Below are 23,444 nucleotides of genomic sequence, written 5' to 3'. Positions count from 1 at the left end.
ATGCGAGAGGATCGTTCGCCCATCCTGGAACTGCAGGGCATCACGAAGAGCTTCGGCGGCGTCGAGGCGCTTCGTGGTGTTGACTTCGCGCTCTCACCCGGCGAGATCCACGGTCTCGTCGGCGAGAACGGCGCGGGAAAAAGCACGCTGATGAAGATCATCGCCGGCGTGCACACAGAATTCTCCGGCCGCTTCCTGATCGACGGACAGGAGACGCATTTCCGCTCGGCCCGCGACGCGCACAGCGCCGGCATCGCCATGGTGCACCAGGAGCTGTCGGTCGCGCCCGACCTCACGGTCGCGGAGAACGTGTTTCTGGGCAACCAGCCGACCAACCGGCTCGGCCTGGTGCAATGGCGGCGGATGGCGCGCGAGGCCGGCGAGCAGCTCGCCCGCTTCGGCATCGATGTCGATCCGATGAGCAGGCTGGGTGACTTACCGATCGGGCTCCAGCAGCTGATCGAGATCGCCCGCGTGCTGTTCTCCGGCGCACGCATCGTCATCCTGGACGAGCCGACGTCCGCCCTCTCCCCGCCCGAGGTCGAGCGACTGTTCGCGACGCTGCGGCGCCTGCGCGAGGAAGGCACGGCGATCGTCTTCATCTCGCATTTCATCGAGGACATCTTGCGCGTGTCCGACACGGTGACTGTGTTCCGCAACGGGCGGAAGGTCGCGGAGACCGCAAGTGCGGCGACCAGCAAGGGCGCGCTGATCGAGGCCATGATCGGTCGCGGCGGCGAAGCGCTCGAGCACAGCTACAGCGACGATCTGATGCTGCCGCAGCCGAGCGACAGCTCGGTGGTCCTGAAGGTCAACCAATTGTCGCTGGCCCGCAGCCTGAAGGACATCTCCTTCGAGGCGCGCGCCGGCGAAGTGCTCGGCATCTACGGCTTCATGGGCTGTGGCCAGCAGGAATTATCCCGCATCCTGTTCGGCAAGCTGAAGCCGGACGGCGGCACGCTCGCGGTCGAGGGCAAGCCCAAGACTTTCGCGAGCACGGCAGCGGCGCGGCGCGCCGGCGTGGCGCTGGTGCCCGAGAGCCGGCGGGCGATGCTGTTTCACCAGGAGCCGGTCTACAAGAACATCTCGATCAGCATCCTCGATCGCATCTCGGCGTTGCTGCTGAAGCCGGCGCAGGAGCGCGACATCGCAAAGCGCCAGGTCGAGCAGCTCCAGATCAGACCGCCGGTGGTCGGCCTCGATCTCGGCATGCTCTCCGGCGGCAATCAGCAGAAAGTCGCGCTGGCGAAATGGCTGACCTATCCGCCCAAACTCCTGGTGCTGTGCGAGCCCACCCGCGGCATGGATGTCGGCGCCAAGAACGACGTCATCAACATCGTCCGCGATCTCCGCGCCAAAGGGCTTGCGATCATCGTGCTGTCGACCGAGCCGGAAACGGTGCTGTCACTGGCTGACCGCATCCTCGTGCTCAAGCGCGGCGCATTGGTGCGGGAGTTCACGAACGAGCCGGTCAGCAAGGACCGCCTGCTGGAAGCGGCGTGACGGAGAAGCACGATGGCGAGCAGTGACACGGCTTTGGCGGCGGGGCAGCGGGCGCGGGGGCTTGCGCCCTTCCTGCGCTCGCAGATGCGCAACATCGCCCCGTTCCTGACGCTGATTTTTCTGTCCGGCTTCTTTGCACTGGCCAGCCCCTCCTTCGCGACGCTGGACAATCTCGGCAACATCCTGACGCAGGTGTCGGTCACGGGAATCATCGCCGTCGGCCTCACCTTCGTGATCCTCTGCGCGGAGATCGACCTCTCGATCGCCAGCATCGCCAACGTCACGGGCATCGCGGTCGCCTACTTCACGCTCCAGGAATCCTACGTCAACATTCCCAACATTCCCCTGCCCGGAGCAGCGGCGATCCTGCTGGCTATTTTGCTCTGCGCGTTGCTCGGCCTCGTCAATGCGCTCGGGCTGACCGTGATCGGCATCCCCTCCTTCATCATGACGTTGGCGATGATGCAGATCGCGGCCGGCATCTCGGCGCTGCTGGTGCGCGGCCAGATCGCCTACAAGGTGCCCGGCGTGATTACCACGCTCGGCTCCGGCTCGATCGGCGGCATCCCATGGATCGTCATCGTCGCCGCGATCATGCTGCTTGGCGGCCATCTGGTGCTGACCTACACGCGCTTCGGCCGCTACGTCTACATGGTCGGCGGCAACCGCGAGGCGGCCGAATATTCCGGCCTCAACGTCAAGCTCATCCTCGGCGCGGTGATGGTCATTTCGGCAGTGTGCTCCGGGATCGGCGGCATGCTCGGTGTCGCCCATTTCGGCAGCGCGCAGCAGAACGAGTTCGATACCTATCTGCTCGACTCCATCGCCGCCGTCGTGGTCGGCGGCACCAGCCTGTTCGGCGGCCGCGGCGGCATCGGCAACACCATCGTCGGGCTGTTCGTGCTCGGCGTTCTCAACAACGGCCTCGACCACGTCAACATCGACAGCTTCCTGAAGATCCTGATCCGCGGCCTGATCCTGCTGGCGGCGCTTGTCATCAATGTCTATGCGCAGCGGCTGAGGGAAAAGGCGGTGGAATAGCCGCCCCTCAAAACCAAAAGCGCGAAAACAACCCCATGCACAGTAGAGACTGTGAGGGACTTCAACGACTTACAAAAACCCGAAATTGTGTAGCAGCGACCGTGGCGGCGTTTGACTCGTCGGGCAAAACAGGAGCATGATGTCATCGTGGCGGTGTGCGCAGGTCGGCTCCGGACAGCGCCCCAACCTCCGTCATTGCGAGCGCAGCGAAGCAATCCAGACTGCCGCCGCGGAAAGATTCTGGATTGCTTCGCTGCGCTTGCAATGACGACGTGACCGCAGGGGCAATCCAGCCTCACCTTCGATCGCGGAGCATGAGACCGCGGCCTAGCTCTCGGCCTAGTCATCCGACCCAAGCCGCGAGAACCGGAAATTGCAGTGGCTCGCACCGCCCGCTAGCGTCTGTGTCCTCTCCAGGCGGATGCCTCGCGCTGCGCAGGCGACGAAATCGAGCCCGCAAATATTCGGCAGGGCGTCCTTGTCTCCATGGCGCGCCGCGAGCTTGCAGAAGCCGCAAGCCTTGTAGTTGATGCCGAATTCAAAACTGTCACCCGTATCAGGCTCGACGAAATCATAGACGAAATCTTCCGGAAATTCGGTCTGATGGCTTTCGGTCGTGCTTCTCGCCGCCTGCTCGCGTAGCAGGGCCTGGTTCTCCGGCGACATGAATTGACGCCCCGAGGCGAGACGTTGCGCTTCCGATACGGTGAGCAATTGCGCCTTGTAGGTTTCTCGCTCGATCTCGCCGATCACAGCCACCGGCACGCCGTGGCGCCGCAGCACCCGGCTGATGGCCATGAAGCCCATCAACCGCATGAAGAAATCGCTCATGCGGCTCGCAGCGCCGCCGACATAGGGCATTTGGGTGAGCACGATTTCGAATTCGTCCATCACCTCCCGCCTGATGCCGTCGATGTCCGAAAGCTGCGCGCGCTCGCGCAACATCGCTTCGGCCAGGTCGAGCCGATCGCGCATGGCGGCCTCCATGGCACCGCGATGCGCTTCGTAAAACGGATGGATGATCTCAGCCATGGGACACCTGATATGATTGGCTCATTGCAAAGTCGGCCGGTTTCACTCGGCGGCGATCGCCTCGATCTCCAGCAGCCATTTGCTGTCGACGGTCTCGACAATCACGACCGTCAGCGCGGGCTGGTGTTCGCCCAGCATCGCGCGACGAATGGAGCGGTTGGTCACGAGTTGAGCGCGGTCGGTCAGGAACGTGGTGACCTTGACCAGATGCGCGACGCCAAGGCCCGCGGCGGCGAGCACCTCGATCAAATTGCGCCAGGCCTGCTCGCACTGCGCCTCAAAACCGTCAGGGACGGTGCCGTCGGATCTCTGGGGCACCTGGCCGCTGATGAACAACAGGCGGCGATGCTGCGTCAGTTCAAGTCCCATGCAGTAGCCGCCGGCGGGAGCATGGACCGTTGCGGGATTGTGGCTGACGATGTGAGCTGGGGACATAGGATTTCTCCGGATTGCAGGTCGATCGTATCCGGCGCCGTCACCGCTTCGCAAAGCATCATCGCTGCGGCTCAGCGCAAGAAAATCTATTGCAAGGCCACAGCTCATCGGTGTCAAAATGGAGACCGATGACCTACATCCTTCCCCCACTCAACGCGCTCCGCGCGTTCGAAGCCGCCGCCCGGCATCTCAGCTTCAAGCTGGCCGCGCACGAGCTACACGTGACGCCCGCCGCCGTGGGGCAGCAGGTGAAGGCGCTGGAGGCGCGCCTCGGCGTGCAGCTGTTCGAGCGGCTGCACAAGCAGCTCATCCTCACCGTCGCCGGTCAGGCCTATCTGCCCGGGGTCTCCGAAGGCTTTCGCCACATTGCGGATGCGACCTCACAATTGAGGCCGGCAGGTGCGGTGCTGCTGCAATTGGGCATCCATGGCAGCTTCGACCTCCGCCGCCTCGATCTCGCGGCGTTTCGCAGCACGCATGCGGAGATCGGCTTACGGGTGCTGCATCCGGCCGGCCTGCACGAATTGGTCGAAGGCAAGGTCGACCTGCTGATCGCTCGCGGCCTCGGCCACCATCCGGGCTATCGCTGCGACCGGGTCGATGAGGGATCGGGTCTGGGTGATTGGCTCGTTGCGCCTGAAGGCACCGCGGATTGTCCCGAGATCGTCAGCTTCCGCGCGTGGCTGCGGGCGCTGCCGGCCCGGAACGCGCTCGGAAATCGTCGCCCTCGACTGGTCGGCGGCGTCGGGAGCTGAAAATGACCCAAAGGCGACATAATCGCTTGATTCAAGTTGTCTTCTTGTGAGGTGAAGCTACCGGGGCAAATGATGGGTCGCGCCAAGCTCGTTCTCGCTATTTGTTTCTTCTTCTTTGGGCTGACCGCGGCAAACGCTGCGGGGGTCAGAAATTTCGACATTCCCGCTGCCGCGGCCGGGCCGGCGATCAGGCTGCTGGTCTGGACACCATGCGCCGAGCCTCCAAAAGAGATGGACGCACGTGGTGCCATTTTCTTCGCCGTACCCGGGTGCTCGGTGACTGGCGAAAAGCTTCCTCTTATCGTGATATCGCATGGCAGGAGAGGATGGTTCGGTGGTCACCACGACACGGCCGCGGCGCTGGCCGATGCTGGTTTTGTCGTCGCTGCGCTCAATCATCCCGGTGACACCTGGCGCGATGCCAGCCGTACCGACAGCCTTTCCGTGCTCGTCGAACGCCCCGCGGATATCAAGCGACTGATCGACTACATGCTCGAAAGCTGGCCCGATGCATCGCGCATCGACGCCCGGCACATTGGCCTCTACGGCTTCTCGTTTGGCGGCTATACGGGTCTCGCCGTCATCGGCGGCAATCCAGAATTACGAAAGGGCTTGTCCAATTGCGCGACATCGAGCCTGTTGGCTTGCAAGCAGCTTGAAAGCGGCGAGGTGCCGGGCCAACCGATCACACCTGACCCCCGCGTCATAGCCGCAGTTATTGCCGATCCTTATCCGGCTTTTGTTTTCTCCGAGGAGAACCTGAAGAAAATAGCGATACCGGTGCAACTATGGAGTTCCGATCCGGCGCAAAATGCTGACGGACTCTCCGGATGCTGTGCTTCAACGATCAAACAACGGCTCCCGGCGCCGGATTATCACTTCGTGGCCAACGCCAAACACTTCTCTTTTCTTGCCACTTGCATCCCGAAGGAGACGCAGGCCAACCCTACCGCTTGCACCGATGCGCCGAATTTCGACCGTGTCGATTTTCATCGGAGTTTCCACACCGACGTCGTGGCGTTTTACCGCAAGCACTTCGCTGACGGTGCTGGCCAATAGCGATACCGCTCTAACTGTTCCATTTATGGCCTGCACCGACAGCACTGAGCCTCGGGGAAACGATGTCTCAAGGCGGGGAGCGCGCGGAAATTACGCCGACGAGAGGCATTCGGCTAGTCCGCGACGTGGTGTTGGCTCGACTGAGGTGACGGCGCTCGAAACTTTGCGGTGCTGCCGCTTGATGGCGAAGCTAACTGCTACCGTGCGGTCCGGGAATTGGCTCGAAGTCGGGATCAGGCCGCCTGGATGACGGCCCAAACCAGACAACTTAAGCGTGCGCGACTAGCCAAGCGCGTCGCAATGGGACAGAATGACGGTCATTACCGGGCATAAGCTGAGATCATGACAGAGCCGCCGACCGCACCGTTTGCGCCCTTCGAATGGATGCTCTCAGCTCGCTATTTGCGGGCGCGCCGCAAGGACGGCTTTATCTCGGTCATCGCCGGATTTTCGTTTCTCGGCATTATGCTTGGCGTTGCCACGCTAATCATTGTCATGGCCGTCATGAACGGCTTCCGCAAAGAGCTTCTAGACAAGATCCTCGGTCTCAACGGTCACATTCTAGTCCAGCCGCTGGAAACACCTCTAACCGACTGGAAGGATATGGCCGAGCGTCTCAGCCTGGTGCCAGGTATCCGCTTGGCCGCGCCTGTCGTCGACGGCACCGCGCTAGCGTCGTCTTCCGGCGCATCTGGAGTTCTGGTGCGTGGCATTCGCGCCGACGATCTTAAGAAGCTCACCTCTATCGCCGACAACATCAAGCAAGGATCGATCGAAGGCTTTGACGAGAACCAGGGGGTTGCCATCGGGCAGCGCCTCGCCGATCAGCTCTCGCTCCATGCCGGTGACGCCATCACGCTCGTTGCGCAACACGGCGCGGTCACCCCGATGGGGGTTATGCCGCGGATCAAGAAGTGTGAAGTCAGAGCCATATTCGAGATTGGTATGTCTGAATATGATGCGAGCATGGTCTTCATGCCAATCGCAGAGGCTCAGTCGTACTTCAACCGCGACAAGGACGTGACTGCGGTCGAGATCTTTACAGCCGATCCCGCTCGCATCGATCAGTTTCGCAAGGCTGTGACGGAAGCAGCCGGGCGGCCAGTCTTCCTAGTGGACTGGCGGCAGCGGAACTCGACCTTCTTCAATGCGCTTCAGGTCGAGCGCAATGTGATGTTTCTGATTCTGACCATGATTGTGCTGGTAGCTGCGTTGAATATCGTATCTGGGCTCATCATGTTGGTGAAGGATAAGGGCAGCGATATAGCGATCCTCAGGACCATGGGTGCTTCACGAGGCTCGATCATGCGGATATTCCTGATTACGGGTGCTTCGATCGGCGTCGTGGGAACGTCGGTCGGGTTGGTCGTTGGGCTTCTCGTCTGTCTTAATATCGATTCGATCCGACAGTTTCTATCCTGGCTGACCAGCGCCGACTTGTTCCCGAGAGAACTCTATTTTCTCTCGAAGCTGCCAGCGGAGATTGATTTCGGGGAGACCAGCGCGGTCTTGATCATGGCGCTAACCCTGTCGCTTCTCGCAACGCTCTACCCATCGTGGCACGCCGCCCGGCTCGATCCCGTGGAAGCGCTTAGGCGGTGAGATCGACAATTGTTGTGGTCCCATGATGCCGAACCTAATTCCATCATGGCGTCGATCGCGCGTCTGGGAAGCGCGGATTGGCCCCCCTAAAGATATCAGGTCTGGGTGATTGGCTGATTGCGCCTGAGGGTACCGCGGATTGTCCCGAGATCGTCAGCTTCCGCGAATGGCTGCGTGCCCTGCCCGTCGGGAAGGCGCTCGCAAATCCCCGCCCTCGTCTGGTCGGCGTCAGACGATAGGCTCAACCGACAATCGATAGCCTCGCCGCGATGCCATTTCACATGTCGTTGGCGGATATCGATAGCACCAGACATCATAGGTTCTGGAGAGCCGAAACCGTCGACCGCCTCTGTCGCGTCAGGTCGAAACCGATTCCGTTCCACGCCTCGCGTGCCAACCAGATTTTCCCTCAACACGACTGCCGCCCATGCACTCCACAAGATAGTCCACGAATACTCGGACGCGAGCAGGCATGTTCGGCCCGCCGACGAAGACGGCGTGGAAGATCTCCTTGTCACCAGGATTGAACGGTTCGAGAAGCGGGACCAGGCGCCCCTCCGCGATCGCGTCCCCGAGACTGAAATTGCCGACACGGGCGATGCCGACGCCGTCGAGCGCCAGCTGGCCCAGTGTCTCGCCACTGTTCGCCTCGATGGCGCCTCGCACCTTCAGGGCGAAGTCGACTCCGTCCCGGCGGAACGGCCAAACCGGCTCGGCCCGGCGAAAACTGAAATTCAGGCAATTGTGGTTGTAGAGCTCTTCCGGCGTTTCGGGCACGCCCCAGCGCGCCAGGTAGTCCGGCGAGGCGACGATGGTTCGGCCGTTCTCGCTGAGGCGCCGCGCCGTGAGCGCGCTGTCAGTCAGCGGACCGCCGCGAACCGCCACATCCGCCTGCCCCGCAGCGACGTCAACGATCCCGTCGCCAAGATTGATGTCGACCACGATGTTCGGATAGCGGCGCACGAACTCGCCAAGCAGAGGCACGATGCAAAGACGCCCGTGGGAGACCGCAGCGCTGACCCGGATGCGGCCGCGCGGCGAACCCTGGTCGGAGATCGCCTGCTCGGCTTCGTCGAGATCGGCGAGAATGCGGCGGGCCGCGCTGAGATAGGCGCGGCCTTCCGCGGTCGGCGTCAACGCGCGCGTCGTCCGCAACAGCAAGCGTACGCCGAGCCGCTGCTCGACCCGGTCCAGAGTGCGGCTCACGGCCGACGGCGTCAGTCCAAACGCGCGACCCGCAGCCGAGAAGCTGCCGCCGTCGATGACCGCGCAGAACACTTCCAGTTCCCGGGCACGGTCCGCGGTATCTGCTGCCACCTTTGCGCTCCAGTCAAAAATGCTTGGCCTGGGTAGTAGCTAATCCCAACGATCTTCCTCGTCTAGCTTTGCGTCTACGAAAAAGGCCAACACAGGAGATCGCCCATGAACGTCCCCGACCAGCTTCGCCGGTTTGCCCTCACCGGAGCCGCGCTCGCCATCCTGGCCGGCACCGCCGCCGCGTCAGCGGCCGACGGGCCCACGGATTTCCCGAATACCTTCCACACCGAAGAGGTCGCGACCAATGGCACCACCCTCCACGTCCGGGTCGGCGGGTCTGGACCGACGGTCGTGCTGCTGCATGGCTATGGCGAGACCGGAGACATGTGGGCGCCGCTCGCGACGAACCTTGCTCGCAATCACACGGTGATCGTGCCCGATCTGCGGGGCATGGGCCTTTCCGCCCGCGCCGAGGCCGGTTTCGAGAAGGTCAATCAGGCGGAAGACATCGTCGGCGTGATGAACACGCTGCAAGCGCCGCGCGCTGACATCGTGGCGCACGACATCGGCAACATGGTCGCGTTCGCTCTGGCCTCACGGCACGCCGGGCGGGTGACGAACCTGGTGCTGATGGATGCGCCGGTGCCGGGCGTCGGGCCGTGGGAAGATATCCTGAAGAACCCGTTGCTGTGGCACTTCCGGTTCGGCGGGCCGGATATGGAGCGCCTGGTGGCCGGCCGCGAGCGGATCTATCTCGACCGGTTCTGGAACGACTTCTCGGCCAATCCGGCCAATTTCCCGGAGGCGTCCCGAGCCCACTACGCGCAGCTTTACGCCGCGCCGGGGCGCATGCACGCCGGCTTCCGCCAGTTCGCCGCCTTCGATCAGGACGCGATCGACAACCGCGCCTGGCTCTCGGCGCACGGCAAGCTGCTCATGCCGGTTCTCGCGGTCGGTGGCGCCGCATCCTTCGGGCCGGCAATGGCGGCGGTGATGCAGGCCGGCGCGATCGACGTGCAGGAGCGGGTCATCGCAGGCTCCGGTCACTGGCTGATGGAGGAGCAACCCGCGGCTACGTCGGCCGCGATCGAGGCCTTCCTCAACGAACGGCCCGTCGCCGCGGAGAATGGGCACCTGGGTCAGACCGCTCTGACGCTGGAGCAGACGCAGGCAATGCCGCAGTCCGGCGCAGGCGCCGGCACCTCCGGAGTGCCTGCTATCCGTACCGTGCTGCTCTCGGGCGACCCCGCCAAGGCCGGCCCGTATGTGCTCGAAATTCACGTGCCGCCGAACACCGCGATCGCACCGCACACCCACCGCGACGACCGCTTCGCCACGGTGATCTCCGGCACCTGGTACTTCGGTTACGGCAGCAAGGTTTCCGACGCGCCGGTCAAGCCATTGACGGCAGGCGGCCTCTACACCGAGCCCGGCGGCGTTGCGCACTTCGCCTTCACACGAGCCGAGGGTGCGGTCGTCCGTCTGACCGGGATCGGCCCCAGCGACACGGCTTTCATCCCCCCGCCCGCATCCCACTGACCTGCTCCAGAGCACTTCAGATCCAAAGGAAATTCCGATGACGTCCTTCTCCACCATCCGCGATCCCAAGACTGACCAGCTTTTGACCCCGCATAATGCGGCTTTGGTGATCATCGACTACCAACCGGTTCAGGTCAGCTCGATCCAATCGATGCCCAAGCGGACCCTCGTCGCCAACATCACCGCGGTGGCCAGGACCGCGAAGCTATTCGCCCTGCCGACGGTGATCGCTACCGTGAATGTCGCCACCGGTCGCAACCAACCCACCATCCACCAGATATCGGATGTTTTTCCGGATGTCGTGCCAATCGACCGGACCTCGATCAACGCGTGGGAGGACGCGGACTTCGCCGCCGCAGTCCGCAACACCGGCCGCAAGAAGCTGATCATGACGGCGCTCTGGACCGAGGTGTGCCTCGTGCACCCGGCGCTGGACGCGCTACAGGAGGGTTTCGAAGTCTATCCGGTGGTCGACGCGGTGGGTGGCACCTCCCGCGAGGCGCACGACGCCGGCCTGCTGCGCCTGGTCCAAGCCGGTGCCCAGCCCACCAGCTGGGTGCAGCTGATCTGCGAACTGCAGCGGGACTGGAACCGCGCGGCAACAGTGACCGGCTTTTCGGAGATCCTGTTCGCGGTCGAAGGCCACTGATCATGATCATGGAGACCGTCGACGCTGCGATGATCGAGCGGACCAACGCATCGCAGAAGCCGCCAGTCATCTTCATCCATGGCCTGTGGTCGAAGCCCAGCTCGTGGGACCGATGGGCCGAAATGTTCGAGGCCGCCGGCTATGCTCCGTTGGCGCCCGGGTGGCCGGCGGAGCTGGGCGGCGCCGCGGCACCGGAAACCATCGGCGAGGTCGCGGCGCATTTCGCCCGCATCGCGGGGGCGCTGGACCGCCGCCCGGCGCTGATCGGCCATTCGTTTGGCGGGCTGATCGCGCAGACCCTGGCCGGGCGCGGGCTTTCGGCCGCGACGGTGGCGATCGAACCGGCTCCGTTTCGCGGGGTGCTGGAGCTGCCCGTCTGGACCGAGGCTCCCGTCGACGCCGAGGCCGCCGGGCGTGGACCGCTGCTGACGATCTCCGGCGAGCGCGACCACACCCCGCCATCGGTCACCCGCGCCGCCTACGAACGGCAGAAGCGCAATAAGCACCCTGTTACCGAGTTCGTCCAACTTCCGCGACGCGACCGCTCGCTGCCCATAAACAGCGGCTGGCGGGAGGTGGCGCAGACGGCGCTGACATTCGTGAGACGCTTTCTATGCCTTCTATAGCGTTCAGTCGCTCGTGTTTGAGGGCAGCTCAACTGCAGCTTCTGGCCACGCAGCGGATGGCTCACCAACTTTTCCGCTTCGGTCGCCGCACTCCTTCCTAAAAATGTTCGCCCTCGGTCGACACCAACGCCGCCTGCCCCGCAATCTCATCCGCTCGCCAGCATCGCACCGCGTGCCCATCGGTCCGCGTTTCCAGCGCCGGCCCGGGCTCGCGCCGACACACCGCCTCGGCATACCGGCAGCGCGGGCTGAACGCGCATCCGTTCGGCGGATTGAGCGGATTGGGAAGATCGCCGCCTGTCGTCGCCAGCGGTGCGTGGCGCAGTGGATCGGGGATGGCGGCGATCAGGGCTTGGGTGTAGGGGTGCGCCGGCCGTTCGAAAATCTCGCGCCAGTGGCCGTTCTCGACGATGCGGCCGAGATACATCACGGCGACCTTGTCGCTCATGTGCTCGACGACGCCGAGGTCGTGGCTGATCATGATGTAGGAGAGACCGAGCGTTTCCTTCAATTCCAGCAGCAGATTGATGATCTGGGCGCGGATCGAGACATCGAGCGCCGAGACGGGCTCGTCGCAGATGACGATTTTGGGATTGAGGATCAGGGCGCGGGCGATGCCGATGCGCTGGCGCTGGCCGCCTGAGAATTCATGCGGGTAGCGGTCGGCCTGCTCCGGCCGCAGGCCTACATGCCGCAGCATCTTCGCGACGCGGTCCTCGATCTCGCTCTTGGCCGTGACGCCATGCACACGCAGGGGATCTTCCAGCGTGCGGCGAACGGTCTGGCGTGGATTGAGCGAGGCGTAGGGATCCTGAAACACGATCTGCACGATGCGGGCCAGCGCCTTGCGATCGCCGGATGGCCTGTTCGTCACGTCCTGTCCGTCCAGCACGATGCGGCCGCGCGTCGGCGTCACGAGACCAAGGATCGACAATGCGACTGTCGACTTGCCGGAGCCGGACTCGCCGACGAGGCCGAGGCATTCGCCGCGCTTCAGGGTGAGATCGACGCCGTCGACGGCACGGAGCAGCCGACGGCCTCGCCCCAGCAGGCCGCCGCCGAGCGGAAAATGGACCGCGAGATCCCTGACGCTGAGAATGACATCGTCGTCCGGCCGCGTCTCACCCAACCTGTCTTGCGGCTCATGCATGGTGATGACACCTGACCAGACCGCCGGCCTCCAGCAAATCCGCACCCGGCGCGGTGGTCCGGCAAATATCGGTCGCCTGTGCGCAGCGCGGATTGAACCGGCAGCCGTCGGGGAAATTGGTGATGGCCGGGACGACGCCCGCGATCTCCGTCAGCCGGGTGCGGCCAAGCGCGGCGCGACTGCCGAGCCGCGGCAGCGAGGCAACCAGGCCCCGCGTATAGGGGTGCGAGGGTGCCCGGAAAATATCGGCCGAGCCGCGCTCCTCGACGATGCGGCCGGCATACATCACAGCCACGCGGCGACAGACATTGGCAACCAGCCCCAGATCGTGGCTGATCATCAGGATTGCGGTTCCCCGCTCGGCGCACAGATTCCGCATCAGCTCAATGATTTCGGCTTGCACGGTGACGTCGAGTGCGGTTGTCGGCTCGTCGGCGATCAGGAGATCCGGACCGCAGGCGAGCGCGATGGCGATCATCACGCGCTGACGCATGCCGCCGGACAGCTGGTGCGGGTAATCGTTCACGCGCCGCTCCGGCGCGGGAACGCGGACGCTCGCAAGCGCCTCGACCGCGAGTCTGTCGGCTTCCCGCCAGCTCTTGCCCTTGTGCAGCACGAACATCTCGGCGATCTGTCGGCCCACCGGCGAGACCGGGTTCAGCGCCGTCATCGGCTCCTGGAAGATCATGGCGATGCGATTGCCGCGCAGATCCCGTTGCCGGCCGGCTGAAAGGTGCTGGATCTCGCGCCCCTCGAACCGGATGACGCCGCCGCCGATCGACAAAGGCTGCCGCAACAGACCAATCAAGGCGAGCGCGGTGATGCTCTTGCCGCAGCCGGATTCGCCGACGAGGCCGAAGGTCTCGCCGCGATCGATGCGGAATGAAATACCCTCGGCCGCCGCAACGCGCTGCGTTCCATCGTCGAGATCGATACGCAGATCCTCGACTTCGATCAGCGGCGCGCCGGTCATGTGCGCCGGCTCCGCGATTGTGGATCGAGAATGTCGCGCAGGCCGTCGCCGAGCAGATTGAGGCCGAGCACCGTCAGGAAGATGGCAAGGCCGGGAAACACCGAGAGCCACGGCGCCGTCGTGATCTGATCGCGGGCATCCGACAACATGCTGCCCCAGCTCGGGAACGGCGGGCGGACGCCGAGGCCGAGGAACGACAATGCGGCTTCCGACAAGACCGCGCTGCCCATGCCGAGCGTGCCGATGACGACGATCGGCCCCAACATGTTCGGCAGCAGCTGGGTGATCATGATGCGCAGATCGCCGTAGCCGAGCACGGTCGCGGCCTGCACATAGCCCTGGCTCCTCAGCGACAGCGCCGAGGCCCGCGCGATCCGGCACGTGAAGGACCAGTTGGTCAAGCCGAGTGCGATCAGAAGGCTGGTCAGGCCGGGGCCAAGCACCGCCATGATGGCCAGCGCGAAGATCAGCGAGGGAATCGCGAGCATGAGATTGGTCAGGCCGTTGACGACATCGTCCCACCAGCCGCCCCAATAGCCGGCGCTCAGGCCCAGCGCCACGCCGATGACGCTGTTGATGAGCTGCGAGACGATGCCGACCGTCAGCGAAACGCGCGCGCCATAGACGACGCGGGAATAGATGTCGCGGCCCTGGTCGTCGGTGCCGAACCACCAGGTCCAGCTCGGAGGCTCTTCCGCGTTGAGCAGATTGGCGTCCAGGACGGGATCGGTATGCGCCAGCCAGGGCGCGAGCAGGCCGACCAGGATCGCAAGCGCGAACAGCGCGCCACCGATGATGAGATTGGCGCGGAGCTTCATGCGTATCTGATCCTGGGATCGATCACGCCATAGAGCACGTCGATCAGCAGATTGATGGCGAGAAAGGACAGCACCACGACGAGAATGGAGCCCTGCACGGCCGGAATGTCGCGCTGCAGGACACTGTCGACCAGCAGCGAGCCGATGCCCGGCCAGGAATACAATTTCTCGACCACGACCGCCTGCCCCATCAGCCCGCCGAACTGCAGGCCGACGGTGGTGAGAATGATGACAAGCGCGTTGCGCATCACATGCCACTTCACGACCCGGGTCTCGCTCATGCCCTTGGAGCGCGCGGTGCGAACGAAATCCGCGGTCATGATCTCGAGCACGGCGGCGCGTGTCGTCCGGGCGAACAGCGCCATCGGCGAGACGCCGAGCGTCACGGCAGGCAGGATCAGATATTTCAGAGCGCCATCGCCATAGCCGAAACTCGGCAGCCAGCCGAGCTTCAACGCAAACAAATACATCAGCACCAGTCCGAGCCAAAATTTGGCGATCGAAAGTCCTGACACCGCCACGACCATGGCCAGCGTGTCGACGATGCCCCCCGGCTTCAGCGCGGCGATGAAACCCAGGGGTACCCCTATCACGACAGAAAACACCATGGCGGTGAAGATGAGCTGGAGCGTCGGCCATATCCGTTTGGCGATCATGAACGTCACAGGCTCGCGCGTGCGGAACGACGTTCCGAAATCACCGGTCGCAAGCTTGGCGATGTAGGTGCCGAAGCGGATATAGACGGGATCGTCGAGGCCGAGCTGCTTCTTCATGCGCAGCTCGACCTGCGGATCGGCATCGTCGCTCATGGACGAGACGATGCTGCCGGGAACGACGCTGAACAGCACGAACACCAGAGCCACCACCGCGAGCACGGTCGGAATGGTCTGCAGCAGGCGGCGGAACAGGAAGGAGAGCATCGGCAGTTTTCCTCTCTCCCTCCGTCGTTCATCTCGACGGAGGGAGCGCGAGAGCGTGTGTCACTTCGCGGGCGAGCTCTCGTCGACCCAGAGGTCTTCGACGTTCTGATGGGTGAGTTCCGTCGCGTTCAGCTGAATTCCCTTGAGCCACGGCTGCACCGCCATGACCGCCTTGTTGTAGTTGAAGAACCAGACCGGCGCCTCCTCGTAGAGGAGCGCGTTGGCCTTTTGCAGCAGCTGGGTACGCTTTGCAGCGTCATCGGACTGTCCGGCCTCGTCGATCAGCTTGTCGAACTCGGGATTCTTGAAGTTCATGTAGTTGCAGGCTGATTGCGGCGTCGCCGAGTGGAAGCATTTGAGGGCGGCCTGGGGATCTGGTCCGGTCGCCTGCGAGTAGATGAAGGCCTGGTAGTCGCCGCTGCGAACCACCTCCGCCAGCACCGCGGTCTCGACCTGCTTGACCTTGGCCTTGATGCCCACCCGGTCCAGCATCGGGATCACGGCCGAGACGATCGGCAGACCCCAGCTCTCGTTCTGGCTGGTGGTCCATTCGAATTCGAAGCCCGTGGGATAGCCGGCGTCAGCGAGCAGCTGCTTGGCCTTGGCGGGATCGAAGGCATAGGGCTTCATGGCCTTGTCGTAGGCGGGAGAGGTCAGCGGCAGCCAGCTGGTGGCCCGGTAGGCCTTGCCCTTGACCAGCTTGTTGATGATCAGGTCAGTGTCGATCGCGTAGTTGATCGCCTGCCGGACCCGCTTGTCGGCGAACGGCTTGAACGCGGGATTCATCCCCATGTAGCGGGTGAAGACCTCGGCGACTTCGACGACGGTGCCCTTGAGGTCGGCGTCGTTCTGATAGGCGACATATTGCGCCGGTCCCAGCACCGAGGTGTCGATCTCCTTGTTGCGGAAGGCGACATCGCGTGCCGCGGCCTCGCCCATGACCGACACGATGATCTTGTCGGCGTAGGGCTTGCCGGCCTTGTAGAACCGGTCCCACCGCTCCAGAACGATGCGCGATCCCGGCACGTGCTCGACGAACTTGAACGGCCCAAGACCGATCGGCTTCTGGAGAAAGCTGTCCTTGGCGGCTTCGTCGGCGGGATAGATCGACGTGATCGCGTTCCAGAAGTAGAAACCCGGATCGACTTTCTCGGTCAGCTTCATCTCGATTGTAAAGTCGTCGATTTTCTTCAGGCCGGAGATCTCCTTGGCCTGCCCCTTCTCGACCGCCGCCGCGCCCTCGATCACGCGGACATAACGCGCGCCGGGATAAGCCTTGGTGCCGTCCATGATGCGGTTGTAGGTCCAGATGACGTCGTCGGCCGTCATCTTGCGGCCGTTGTGGAAATAGGCGTCGTCGCGCAGCTTGAAGGTGTGAACGAGACCGCCGCCCGAGATCACATCTTCCTTGGCAAGCTCCAGAACCGGCTTGCCTTCCGCGGAATTCCAGATGTAGAGCGACCGGTGCAACGCCTTGGCGTAGATCTCGTCCTGGGCGCGCTGCGTGGTAAGAATGTCCAGGCTGGTGAAACTCGAGCCATAAGGCGCGGTCATGCGGATGGTTCCGCCCTTGCGCGGCGTCTGGGCCTCCGCCGAGGCGACGAGCGCCAGTCCCAAACCCGCGACGATCGCCACTATCCTGAACATCATGGTCCCTCCGACAACGCAAGCCGTGCTCTGGTCCGAGAGTTGATCATCCGCGGCACGTCGAGCGCAAGCGCCTTGAAGGGGTTGACGTATGCGCGGGTCGCGCCGATTTGCGAGGACGCCCGCTAGAACTCCGGCTGCCAGTCGCGCAATTTTCGCGCTGCGGCGGTGACGTCCGCGATGGTCGGAAACGCCCCCGTCTCCAGCATCATCGTCCTTGCCAGCCGCACGGCGCGTGCTTCGCTGATCGCGCGCCGGCGCGGATCCTCGATCAGCTCGAAATCGATATTGTGGGCGAGACCGAAGATGCGGCGGATGGTTTTTGCCGCGGCGAAGCCGACCGTGTCCGCAAACAGCCGCTGCATGTAGGCCTGCCGCTCGGCCTCCAGTCGTGCCGCGCCTGTCTCGCCGGCGAAGAGCGAGGCGGGATAGGCATCGCCTGCGGCGCCGGCGCGCCAGAGCTCGAGGAACTTGCGCGCGAACGCGTTCCAGACGTTCTCGACCGTCTCCAGCACCCAGGCCTCGAACGCACGCCGCTCGCCCGGCGAGCGCTCGTGACCGGCGGAGGCAAAATAAGCCATCAGGAGGTTCGCCAGCACCGCGCCGACGTCGAAACCCATCGGGCCGTAGAATGCGAATTCGGGGTCGATCACCCGCGTCTCGCCGTCCGTGACCATGATCGAGCCGGTGTGCAGGTCGCCGTGGAGCAGCGCCTCGGGGCTGGCCATGAACTTCAGCTTCAGCCGGGAGATCGCGACATGCAGGTCCATGTCCTCGCGGAGCTCTGCGGCGAGCGCATCGAGATAGGGCGCGGTCCAGCGGTTCTGCTCGGCGATGCGGTAGGGATCGGTGAAGATCAGATCCTCAGTGATCTTGCACAGTGCATGGTTGCCGGCGAAGGCTGCGATGGCTTGCTTCTTTTCGGCCGCCGACAGCGCGAGGTCGGAGGTGAAGAACAAGGTCCGCGCCATGAAGGTGGTGATGTCATCGACAAAGCGCGGGTACTGAGTCCCCGCAACCATCCCCTTGCGCATGATGATGTGGGGCTCGAGCAGCTCCATCACTGTCAGCGCCAAGGCCTCGTTGTGATGCAGCAGCGCCGGCACGAGGCCGGGCGCGAGCTCGGCCTGCCGCGACAAAGCGAGATATTCGTAATGAGCCCGGGACAGCGGCAGTGGCCAGCTTTCGCCGACGAGGCGGACATAGGGCAGCGCCTGCTTGACGGCGACGCCGCCGCGGCCGCCCTTGACGATGAAGACGAGATTGAGATTGCCGTCGCCGACTTCGGTGATCGACCAGGAGGCCGGCTCGCCACCGAGGGTCCCTGCGAGGTCCGGAACGCCTGCGAGATAATCCCGCAAGTCAGCCTCATGCAGAATCCGATAATCCCCTGCCCCGTCTCCGGTCATGACGATCCCATCCCATCTAGGGGCCGGATCGTTACTCCCGCTCCAGGAAGCTCGAGCCGATCTCGGCCTTTCTTTTGATCGGATCGTAATCACAATAGACGCTGTCCGCCACCAGCGTGTAGCTGGCGCTGACGGTGTATTTGTCTGTTTTGACCGAGTTCAGGCCGATCACCGCGGTGCTCTTGCCGCCGTTCCATTTGAACGGCGTCGAGCTCTTGGCCTGCTCGCAGGCGATCACGGCCTCGTTGAAAACGTAGCCCTCGACAAACGCCTTCAGGGTGCGCACCTGCACGGCCATCTTCCACTCGAAATAGCCGATGGCACCGAGGCCGGCGACGATCAGCACCAGAAGCGCGACGACGATCCTCTGAAAAGTCATTGGTCCCCCAACAAAGCCAACCACGAAATCCTAAAACGGCATGCCCATCAATTTCGACAGGCGTTCGATCGAGAGATAACCGGCGTGATAGGCGACCATGGCGATCCCGTAGATGATCGCCGAGATGATAGTGGTCCAGATCAGCTTGCTCCTCATCCGCGTCAGGATCGGCGCGCCGGGGTCGCTGCCCGGCACTCCGACGCCGTCCTCGTGCTGGCTGCGCACGCCGAACGGCAGCGTCAGGAACAGCGCGATCCACCAGATGACGAAGTAGATCGCGATTGCCGTTGAGATCTGGATGGCCATGGCTTCGGCCTATGCCTGCTCGATTTCGACCAGCGCGCCGGAAAAGTCCTTCGGGTGCAGGAACAGCACCGGCTTGCCATGGGCGCCGATCTTCGGCACGCCGTCGCCGAGCACCCTTGCGCCCTCCTTCACCAGCGTGTCGCGCGAGGCGATGATGTCGACCACCTCATAGCAGACGTGGTGGATGCCGCCGTCGGCGTTGCGGTCGAGGAACTTTGCGATCGGCGAGGCCTCGCCAAGCGGCTCGATGAACTCGATCTTGGTGTTGGGCAACGTCGCGAACACGGTGGTGACGCCATGCTCGGGCAGCGCGACGGCCTCCGAAATCTGGGCCCCGAATGCGGCGCCATAGATTTTGGCGGCCTTGAAGGCGTCCTTGGTCGCGATCGCGACATGATTGAGCCGGCCCAGCATGTTTCTCTCCCGTTACACTGTCAGCACATGTACCAGACAGGGGGGCTTCTTACCCCAATGTTCGTTGATCACCGAACGGACAGCGCGTCGCACAGATTCAGCCAGCGCATCCGCGTCGCGACGGCGCGCCTTCGGCAGACCTTCGATGGTGGAGACCACGGCGTCGAAGACGATGTCGTCGAAGGGCTCGCCCGCTTTGTTCTTCTCGGGGATGCCGATCAGATCGACCTCGGGATCGTCGACGAGTTCACCTTGCTGCGTCATGGCAATGGCGACGAAGGCGCAGCCGGAGAAGGCCATGCGGCGCCGCTCCACCACGGCGCGGGACTTGGAGTCCTCCAGAATCGTGCCGTCCTTGTAGAGACGGCCCGCAGGCACCTGCCCAATGATGCCGGGATCGCCGGGGCCGAGCTTGACGAGGTCGCCGTTGCGGCAGACCAGCACGCGCGGCACGCCGGCGGCACGCGCGAGCTTGGCGTGCTCGTTCAGGTGCAGGGCCTCGCCGTGGACCGGGATCAGGAGCTGCGGCCTGGTCCAGGCGATCATGTCGCGCAATTCGTCGCGGCGGGGATGGCCGGAGACATGGACCAGCTGGTCGCGGTCGGTGATGACCTCCACGCCCTGCAAGACCAGGCCATTGATGATCGCGCCGACCGCCTTCTCGTTGCCGGGAATGGTGCGCGAGGAGAAGATCACGCTGTCGCCGCGGTTGAGCGTGATCTCGGGATGGTCGTCATTGGCGATCCGCGCCAGCGCGGCACGGGGCTCGCCCTGGCTGCCGGTGCAAAGCGCCAGCACCTTGTCCTGCGGCAGATGACCGTAGACCTCGGCGGAGCGGAAACTCTGCACGCCGTCGAGATAGCCGGTCTCGCGGGCGACCTGCACCACGCGTTCCATGGCGCGGCCGACCACGACGACCTCACGGTCGGCGGCCTTCGCAGCGATGGCGACGGCCTTCAGACGCGCGACGTTGGAGGCAAAGGTCGTGACTGCGACGCGGCCCTTGGCGGCCTTGACGAGCTCGGTGATGGACCTGGCAACCTCGGCTTCCGAGGGTGAGCGGCCGTCGCGCACGGCGTTCGTGGAATCGCCGATCAGGGCGAGCAGGCCCGCATCGCCGAGCTCCCGCAGCCGCTTTTCGTCGGTCGGGCGGCCGATGATCGGGGTCGGATCGATCTTCCAGTCGCCGGTGTGCAGCACCGTCCCGACGTCGGTGTGAATCGCCAACGCATGCGACTCCGGAATCGAATGCGCGACCGGAATGAACTCGACGTTGAACGGGCCGATATCGACGCGCCCGCCCGACGGCACCACCGTCACCGGGATCTTCGGCGCATTGCGCTCGGCGGCACACTTGGCCTCGAACAGCGCGGCACTGAACTGCGTCGCGTAGATCGGGCATTTCAGCTTCGGCCACAGGTCGATGATGGCGCCGAAATGGTCCTCATGGGCGTGGGTCAGCACCAGCCCCATCAGGTTCTTGCGTTCCTTCTCCAGGAAGCTGACGTCGGGCATGATCAGGTCGATGCCCGGCAGATGCTCCTCGTCGCCGAAGGAGACGCCGAGATCGATCGCCAGCCAGGCCCGCTGCTGGCGGTTGCCGAGGCCGTAGATCGACAAATTCATGCCGATCTCGCCGACGCCGCCGAGCGGTGCAAATACCAGTTCTTCAGGCTTCGCCATCACGCAGCTCCCACGGAGGCGGCCGTGCCGAAGAACACCTCGCCCGCGGCCACCGGCACGCGCCGGCCCTCCGCAGTGCGGACGATCAGGCAGCCGGTGTCGTCGATCGTGTCAAAAATGCCTTCCAGCGTCATCACTCCCGTGTGGATCGCGACCCGCTCGCCGAGGCCGGCGGCGCGCTCCAGCCACAATTTGCGAATTTCGGCAAAGCCGCGGCCATTGTCCCAGATACCGCGGAACTCCACCCAGGCATCGGAGAGCGCCGAGAACAGCTCTTCAGCGCTGATCTGGACGCCGAGCGCGGCCAGTGACACCGCCGGTGTGGGCGTGCCCTCGGGCGCGGCGACGACATTGGTGCCGATGCCGACGACGATGGCAAGGCGGTCGCCGATGGCTTCGGCCTCCAGGCCGATGCCGACCAGCTTCTTGCCGCTGGCCAGCACGTCGTTCGGCCATTTCAGGGTGTAGCGGGGACGGCCCTCGCCAAGGCGCAGTGCCGCCTCCAGGCTGACCTTCTCCAGGGCGGCCTCCTCGGCCAGCCCGGCCGCAAAGCCGATCGTCGCGGCGACGGAAGGGGCGACGTCGAGGACTTCGAGGACGCTGGCGGCAAGGTTGCCCTTTGGCGCGATCCAGGCGCGCTGGCGGCGGCCACGGCCGGCGGTCTGCTCCGACGTCACGAACCACATCGGGCCACGTTCGCCGCGCCTCGCGTGCTCGATCGCCTCGGTATTGGTCGAGCCGGTCCGTTCGAAAGCTGCGAGCTTGTAGCCCGCCGACGCCGCACGAGGACCGAGCGCGAATGCCATCCTAGAACAGCGACTTGGCCGCGGCGGAGGCGACGCTCACCACCGGGCCCGCGAACAGGGCGAAGAGGATGTTGAACAGACCCGCAACCGCCAGCACCGTCTTGACTTCGACGCGCACCGGATCGACCTGCCCGGCCGGCTCGTCGAAATACATCGTCTTGACGATGCTGAGATAGTAGTAGGCGCCGACCACGCTGGTCAGCACGCCGATAACGGCGAGCGTGAACAAATTCGCCTTGATGGCGGCGACGAAGACGTACCATTTGGCGAAGAAGCCGGCCAGCGGCGGGATGCCGGCGAGCGAGAACAGCAGCATCGCGAACATGAAGGCGAGCAGCGGATTGGTCCGCGAGAGACCCGCGAAATCGCTGATCTGCTCGACCGGCTGGCCGTTGCGCTTCATCGCCAGGATGATGGCGAAGGAGCCCAGCGTCATCGCGACATAGATCACGATGTACATCAGCACGCCCTGCGCGCCCTCGACCGTGCCTGCGGCGAGGCCGACCAGGGCAAAGCCCATATGGCCGATCGAGGAATAGGCCATCAGACGCTTGATGTTGCTCTGCCCGATCGCGGCGAACGAACCCAGCGCCATCGAGGCGATCGACACGAACACCAGGATCTGCTGCCACTGCGAGACGATCCCCGGGAATGCGGTCAGCGTGACGCGCGTGAAGACCGCGAGCGCGGCCACTTTCGGGGCCGAGGCGAAGAAGGCGGTGACCGGGGTCGGTGCGCCCTCGTAGACGTCGGGCGTCCACATGTGGAACGGCACGGCCGAGACCTTGAAGCAAAGGCCGGCGAGCAGGAAGACCAGGCCGAACACCAGGCCGACATTCGAGATCGTCGCGGCCGCCGCGATGCCGGTGAAGGCGACGGTGCCGGTGAAGCCGTAAATCAGCGAGGAGCCGTAGAGCAGCATGCCCGACGAAAGCGCGCCGAGCACGAAATACTTCAGGCCGGCTTCGGTCGACTTGGCGTTGTCACGGTTGGAGGCCGCCACAACGTAGAGCGCCAGCGACATCAATTCGAGGCCGAGATAGAGCGAGATCAGATCGCCGGCCGAGATCAGCACCATCATGCCGAGCGTCGAGAGCAGCACCAGGATCGCGTATTCGAAGATGCGGCGCGACGGATCCGACAGGAACTCGGTCGACAGCACCAGCGTCACGGCCGAGCCGATCAGAGCCAGGATTTTCATGAAGCGGGCAAAATCATCGACGATGAAGCTACCGCCGAAGGTCACGTGCTTGCCCGCGGGCAGCATGTATTCGAGCACGCCGACCACGATCAGGAGCAGCACCGCAAGCGTCGTGACCGTCTTGGTGGTCTCCTGCCCGCGATAGGCGCCGAGCATCAGGAGTGCCATGGCTCCGACCGCGAGCACGAGCTCGGGCAGCACCGGCGCCAGTTGATAACCTGCAGTCTCAAAGCTCATGGC

General features: G+C 64.1%; 22 protein-coding genes and 2 pseudogenes. 9 read left to right on the top strand and 15 right to left on the bottom strand.

Annotated elements, in window-relative coordinates; all coding sequences use genetic code 11:
- Together AC0L3K_RS03080 and AC0L3K_RS03075 are read left to right on the top strand one after the other, a co-directional pair.
- A complete protein-coding gene (locus tag AC0L3K_RS03080) occupies positions 1 to 1,503 on the top strand; it encodes a sugar ABC transporter ATP-binding protein (protein ID WP_007603595.1) in 1,503 nt (500 codons plus the stop codon).
- 12 nt (positions 1,504 to 1,515) lie between these two features.
- On the top strand, positions 1,516 to 2,544 hold the full coding sequence (locus AC0L3K_RS03075; protein ID WP_007603594.1) for an ABC transporter permease: 1,029 nt from the start codon (positions 1,516 to 1,518) through the stop codon (positions 2,542 to 2,544).
- Between the two features lie 339 nt (positions 2,545 to 2,883).
- On the opposite strand, the gene AC0L3K_RS03070 is transcribed toward AC0L3K_RS03075, so the two are convergent.
- Together AC0L3K_RS03070 and AC0L3K_RS03065 are read right to left on the bottom strand one after the other, a co-directional pair.
- Entirely contained in the window at positions 2,884 to 3,576 is a 693-nt protein-coding gene (locus AC0L3K_RS03070) for an L-2-amino-thiazoline-4-carboxylic acid hydrolase (protein WP_473365471.1), read from the bottom strand.
- A gap of 42 nt (positions 3,577 to 3,618) precedes the next feature.
- Positions 3,619 to 4,011 (bottom strand): RidA family protein, encoded by a 393-nt coding sequence (locus tag AC0L3K_RS03065; protein ID WP_219682210.1) that lies wholly within the window; start codon positions 4,009 to 4,011, stop codon positions 3,619 to 3,621.
- Between the two features lie 128 nt (positions 4,012 to 4,139).
- Here AC0L3K_RS03065 and AC0L3K_RS03060 point away from each other — a divergent pair, with 128 nt between their 5' ends.
- From AC0L3K_RS03060 to AC0L3K_RS03045, 4 genes and pseudogenes are all read left to right on the top strand, one after another.
- On the top strand, positions 4,140 to 4,766 hold the full coding sequence (locus tag AC0L3K_RS03060) for a LysR family transcriptional regulator (protein WP_007603589.1): 627 nt from the start codon (positions 4,140 to 4,142) through the stop codon (positions 4,764 to 4,766).
- A gap of 69 nt (positions 4,767 to 4,835) precedes the next feature.
- Positions 4,836 to 5,825 (top strand): alpha/beta hydrolase family protein, encoded by a 990-nt coding sequence (locus tag AC0L3K_RS03055; RefSeq protein WP_354128698.1) that lies wholly within the window; start codon positions 4,836 to 4,838, stop codon positions 5,823 to 5,825.
- A gap of 342 nt (positions 5,826 to 6,167) precedes the next feature.
- Positions 6,168 to 7,427: a lipoprotein-releasing ABC transporter permease subunit gene (locus AC0L3K_RS03050; protein WP_219682211.1), complete on the top strand. Its 1,260-nt coding sequence runs from the start codon at positions 6,168 to 6,170 to the stop codon at positions 7,425 to 7,427.
- Between the two features lie 95 nt (positions 7,428 to 7,522).
- A pseudogene (locus AC0L3K_RS03045) lies at positions 7,523 to 7,666 on the top strand (LysR family transcriptional regulator); the annotation flags it as partial.
- Positions 7,667 to 7,784: 118 nt separating this feature from the next.
- Here the strand turns inward: AC0L3K_RS03045 and AC0L3K_RS03040 are convergent.
- A complete protein-coding gene (locus AC0L3K_RS03040) occupies positions 7,785 to 8,744 on the bottom strand; it encodes a LysR family transcriptional regulator (protein ID WP_219682212.1) in 960 nt (319 codons plus the stop codon).
- A gap of 105 nt (positions 8,745 to 8,849) precedes the next feature.
- Here AC0L3K_RS03040 and AC0L3K_RS03035 point away from each other — a divergent pair.
- From AC0L3K_RS03035 to AC0L3K_RS03025, 3 genes and pseudogenes are all read left to right on the top strand, one after another.
- Positions 8,850 to 9,788 (top strand): annotated as a pseudogene (locus AC0L3K_RS03035) (alpha/beta fold hydrolase); the annotation flags it as partial.
- A gap of 472 nt (positions 9,789 to 10,260) precedes the next feature.
- A complete protein-coding gene (locus AC0L3K_RS03030) occupies positions 10,261 to 10,872 on the top strand; it encodes a hydrolase (RefSeq protein ID WP_354128700.1) in 612 nt (203 codons plus the stop codon).
- Positions 10,873 to 10,874: 2 nt separating this feature from the next.
- Entirely contained in the window at positions 10,875 to 11,498 is a 624-nt protein-coding gene (locus AC0L3K_RS03025; RefSeq protein ID WP_007603583.1) for an alpha/beta hydrolase, read from the top strand.
- Between the two features lie 97 nt (positions 11,499 to 11,595).
- Here the strand turns inward: AC0L3K_RS03025 and AC0L3K_RS03020 are convergent, their stop codons facing one another.
- The 12 genes from AC0L3K_RS03020 to nuoN form a co-directional block, all read right to left on the bottom strand.
- On the bottom strand, positions 11,596 to 12,648 hold the full coding sequence (locus tag AC0L3K_RS03020) for an ABC transporter ATP-binding protein (RefSeq protein WP_007603582.1): 1,053 nt from the start codon (positions 12,646 to 12,648) through the stop codon (positions 11,596 to 11,598).
- Complete coding sequence (locus AC0L3K_RS03015; protein WP_007603581.1) at positions 12,641 to 13,621, bottom strand: ABC transporter ATP-binding protein; 981 nt, start codon at positions 13,619 to 13,621, stop codon at positions 12,641 to 12,643. The genes AC0L3K_RS03020 and AC0L3K_RS03015 overlap by 8 nt, the downstream gene beginning before the upstream one ends.
- Complete coding sequence (locus AC0L3K_RS03010) at positions 13,618 to 14,439, bottom strand: ABC transporter permease (RefSeq protein ID WP_007603580.1); 822 nt, start codon at positions 14,437 to 14,439, stop codon at positions 13,618 to 13,620. The genes AC0L3K_RS03015 and AC0L3K_RS03010 overlap by 4 nt, the downstream gene beginning before the upstream one ends.
- On the bottom strand, positions 14,436 to 15,359 hold the full coding sequence (locus AC0L3K_RS03005; protein WP_354128702.1) for an ABC transporter permease: 924 nt from the start codon (positions 15,357 to 15,359) through the stop codon (positions 14,436 to 14,438). The genes AC0L3K_RS03010 and AC0L3K_RS03005 overlap by 4 nt, the downstream gene beginning before the upstream one ends.
- A gap of 60 nt (positions 15,360 to 15,419) precedes the next feature.
- The gene (locus AC0L3K_RS03000; protein ID WP_088941256.1) at positions 15,420 to 17,009 is read right to left on the bottom strand and encodes an ABC transporter substrate-binding protein; all 1,590 of its coding nucleotides are present in this window, start codon (positions 17,007 to 17,009) and stop codon (positions 15,420 to 15,422) included.
- 122 nt (positions 17,010 to 17,131) lie between these two features.
- Positions 17,132 to 18,415: an S-methyl-5-thioribose kinase gene (gene mtnK / locus AC0L3K_RS02995; RefSeq protein WP_007603577.1), complete on the bottom strand. Its 1,284-nt coding sequence runs from the start codon at positions 18,413 to 18,415 to the stop codon at positions 17,132 to 17,134.
- 31 nt (positions 18,416 to 18,446) lie between these two features.
- Positions 18,447 to 18,794, bottom strand: coding sequence for a hypothetical protein (locus AC0L3K_RS02990; RefSeq protein ID WP_007603574.1), 348 nt, complete (start codon positions 18,792 to 18,794; stop codon positions 18,447 to 18,449).
- 30 nt (positions 18,795 to 18,824) lie between these two features.
- Positions 18,825 to 19,100: a DUF1467 family protein gene (locus AC0L3K_RS02985; RefSeq protein WP_007603573.1), complete on the bottom strand. Its 276-nt coding sequence runs from the start codon at positions 19,098 to 19,100 to the stop codon at positions 18,825 to 18,827.
- A gap of 9 nt (positions 19,101 to 19,109) precedes the next feature.
- Positions 19,110 to 19,514: a methylmalonyl-CoA epimerase gene (gene mce, locus AC0L3K_RS02980; RefSeq protein WP_473365470.1), complete on the bottom strand. Its 405-nt coding sequence runs from the start codon at positions 19,512 to 19,514 to the stop codon at positions 19,110 to 19,112.
- A gap of 12 nt (positions 19,515 to 19,526) precedes the next feature.
- Entirely contained in the window at positions 19,527 to 21,197 is a 1,671-nt protein-coding gene (locus AC0L3K_RS02975; protein ID WP_007603564.1) for a ribonuclease J, read from the bottom strand.
- Complete coding sequence (locus tag AC0L3K_RS02970; RefSeq protein ID WP_007603563.1) at positions 21,197 to 22,003, bottom strand: biotin--[acetyl-CoA-carboxylase] ligase; 807 nt, start codon at positions 22,001 to 22,003, stop codon at positions 21,197 to 21,199. Before AC0L3K_RS02970 ends, AC0L3K_RS02975 begins: the two co-directional genes overlap by 1 nt.
- 1 nt (position 22,004) lies before the next feature.
- Positions 22,005 to 23,441 carry an NADH-quinone oxidoreductase subunit NuoN gene (nuoN, locus tag AC0L3K_RS02965; RefSeq protein ID WP_007603562.1) on the bottom strand — a complete coding sequence of 479 codons (1,437 nt, stop codon included), beginning with the start codon at positions 23,439 to 23,441 and terminating at the stop codon, positions 22,005 to 22,007.
- Positions 23,442 to 23,444: the final 3 nt, after the last annotated feature.

The sequence above is a fragment of the Bradyrhizobium sp. MI1.10 genome, from assembly GCF_055811035.1.
This window is presented reverse-complemented; position numbering and strand designations above follow the sequence as displayed.

Coding starts and splice junctions, on each gene's coding strand:
- AC0L3K_RS03080 (WP_007603595.1), top strand. CDS start 1: ATGCGAGAGGATCGTTCGCCCATCCTGGAACTGCAGGGCATCACGAAG.
- AC0L3K_RS03075 (WP_007603594.1), top strand. CDS start 1,516: ATGGCGAGCAGTGACACGGCTTTGGCGGCGGGGCAGCGGGCGCGGGGG.
- AC0L3K_RS03070 (WP_473365471.1), bottom strand. CDS start 3,576: ATGGCTGAGATCATCCATCCGTTTTACGAAGCGCATCGCGGTGCCATG.
- AC0L3K_RS03065 (WP_219682210.1), bottom strand. CDS start 4,011: ATGTCCCCAGCTCACATCGTCAGCCACAATCCCGCAACGGTCCATGCT.
- AC0L3K_RS03060 (WP_007603589.1), top strand. CDS start 4,140: ATGACCTACATCCTTCCCCCACTCAACGCGCTCCGCGCGTTCGAAGCC.
- AC0L3K_RS03055 (WP_354128698.1), top strand. CDS start 4,836: ATGATGGGTCGCGCCAAGCTCGTTCTCGCTATTTGTTTCTTCTTCTTT.
- AC0L3K_RS03050 (WP_219682211.1), top strand. CDS start 6,168: ATGACAGAGCCGCCGACCGCACCGTTTGCGCCCTTCGAATGGATGCTC.
- AC0L3K_RS03030 (WP_354128700.1), top strand. CDS start 10,261: ATGACGTCCTTCTCCACCATCCGCGATCCCAAGACTGACCAGCTTTTG.
- AC0L3K_RS03025 (WP_007603583.1), top strand. CDS start 10,875: ATGATCATGGAGACCGTCGACGCTGCGATGATCGAGCGGACCAACGCA.
- AC0L3K_RS03020 (WP_007603582.1), bottom strand. CDS start 12,648: ATGCATGAGCCGCAAGACAGGTTGGGTGAGACGCGGCCGGACGACGAT.
- AC0L3K_RS03015 (WP_007603581.1), bottom strand. CDS start 13,621: ATGACCGGCGCGCCGCTGATCGAAGTCGAGGATCTGCGTATCGATCTC.
- AC0L3K_RS03010 (WP_007603580.1), bottom strand. CDS start 14,439: ATGAAGCTCCGCGCCAATCTCATCATCGGTGGCGCGCTGTTCGCGCTT.
- AC0L3K_RS03005 (WP_354128702.1), bottom strand. CDS start 15,359: ATGCTCTCCTTCCTGTTCCGCCGCCTGCTGCAGACCATTCCGACCGTG.
- AC0L3K_RS03000 (WP_088941256.1), bottom strand. CDS start 17,009: ATGATGTTCAGGATAGTGGCGATCGTCGCGGGTTTGGGACTGGCGCTC.
- mtnK (WP_007603577.1), bottom strand. CDS start 18,415: ATGACCGGAGACGGGGCAGGGGATTATCGGATTCTGCATGAGGCTGAC.
- AC0L3K_RS02990 (WP_007603574.1), bottom strand. CDS start 18,794: ATGACTTTTCAGAGGATCGTCGTCGCGCTTCTGGTGCTGATCGTCGCC.
- AC0L3K_RS02985 (WP_007603573.1), bottom strand. CDS start 19,100: ATGGCCATCCAGATCTCAACGGCAATCGCGATCTACTTCGTCATCTGG.
- mce (WP_473365470.1), bottom strand. CDS start 19,514: ATGCTGGGCCGGCTCAATCATGTCGCGATCGCGACCAAGGACGCCTTC.
- AC0L3K_RS02975 (WP_007603564.1), bottom strand. CDS start 21,197: ATGGCGAAGCCTGAAGAACTGGTATTTGCACCGCTCGGCGGCGTCGGC.
- AC0L3K_RS02970 (WP_007603563.1), bottom strand. CDS start 22,003: ATGGCATTCGCGCTCGGTCCTCGTGCGGCGTCGGCGGGCTACAAGCTC.
- nuoN (WP_007603562.1), bottom strand. CDS start 23,441: ATGAGCTTTGAGACTGCAGGTTATCAACTGGCGCCGGTGCTGCCCGAG.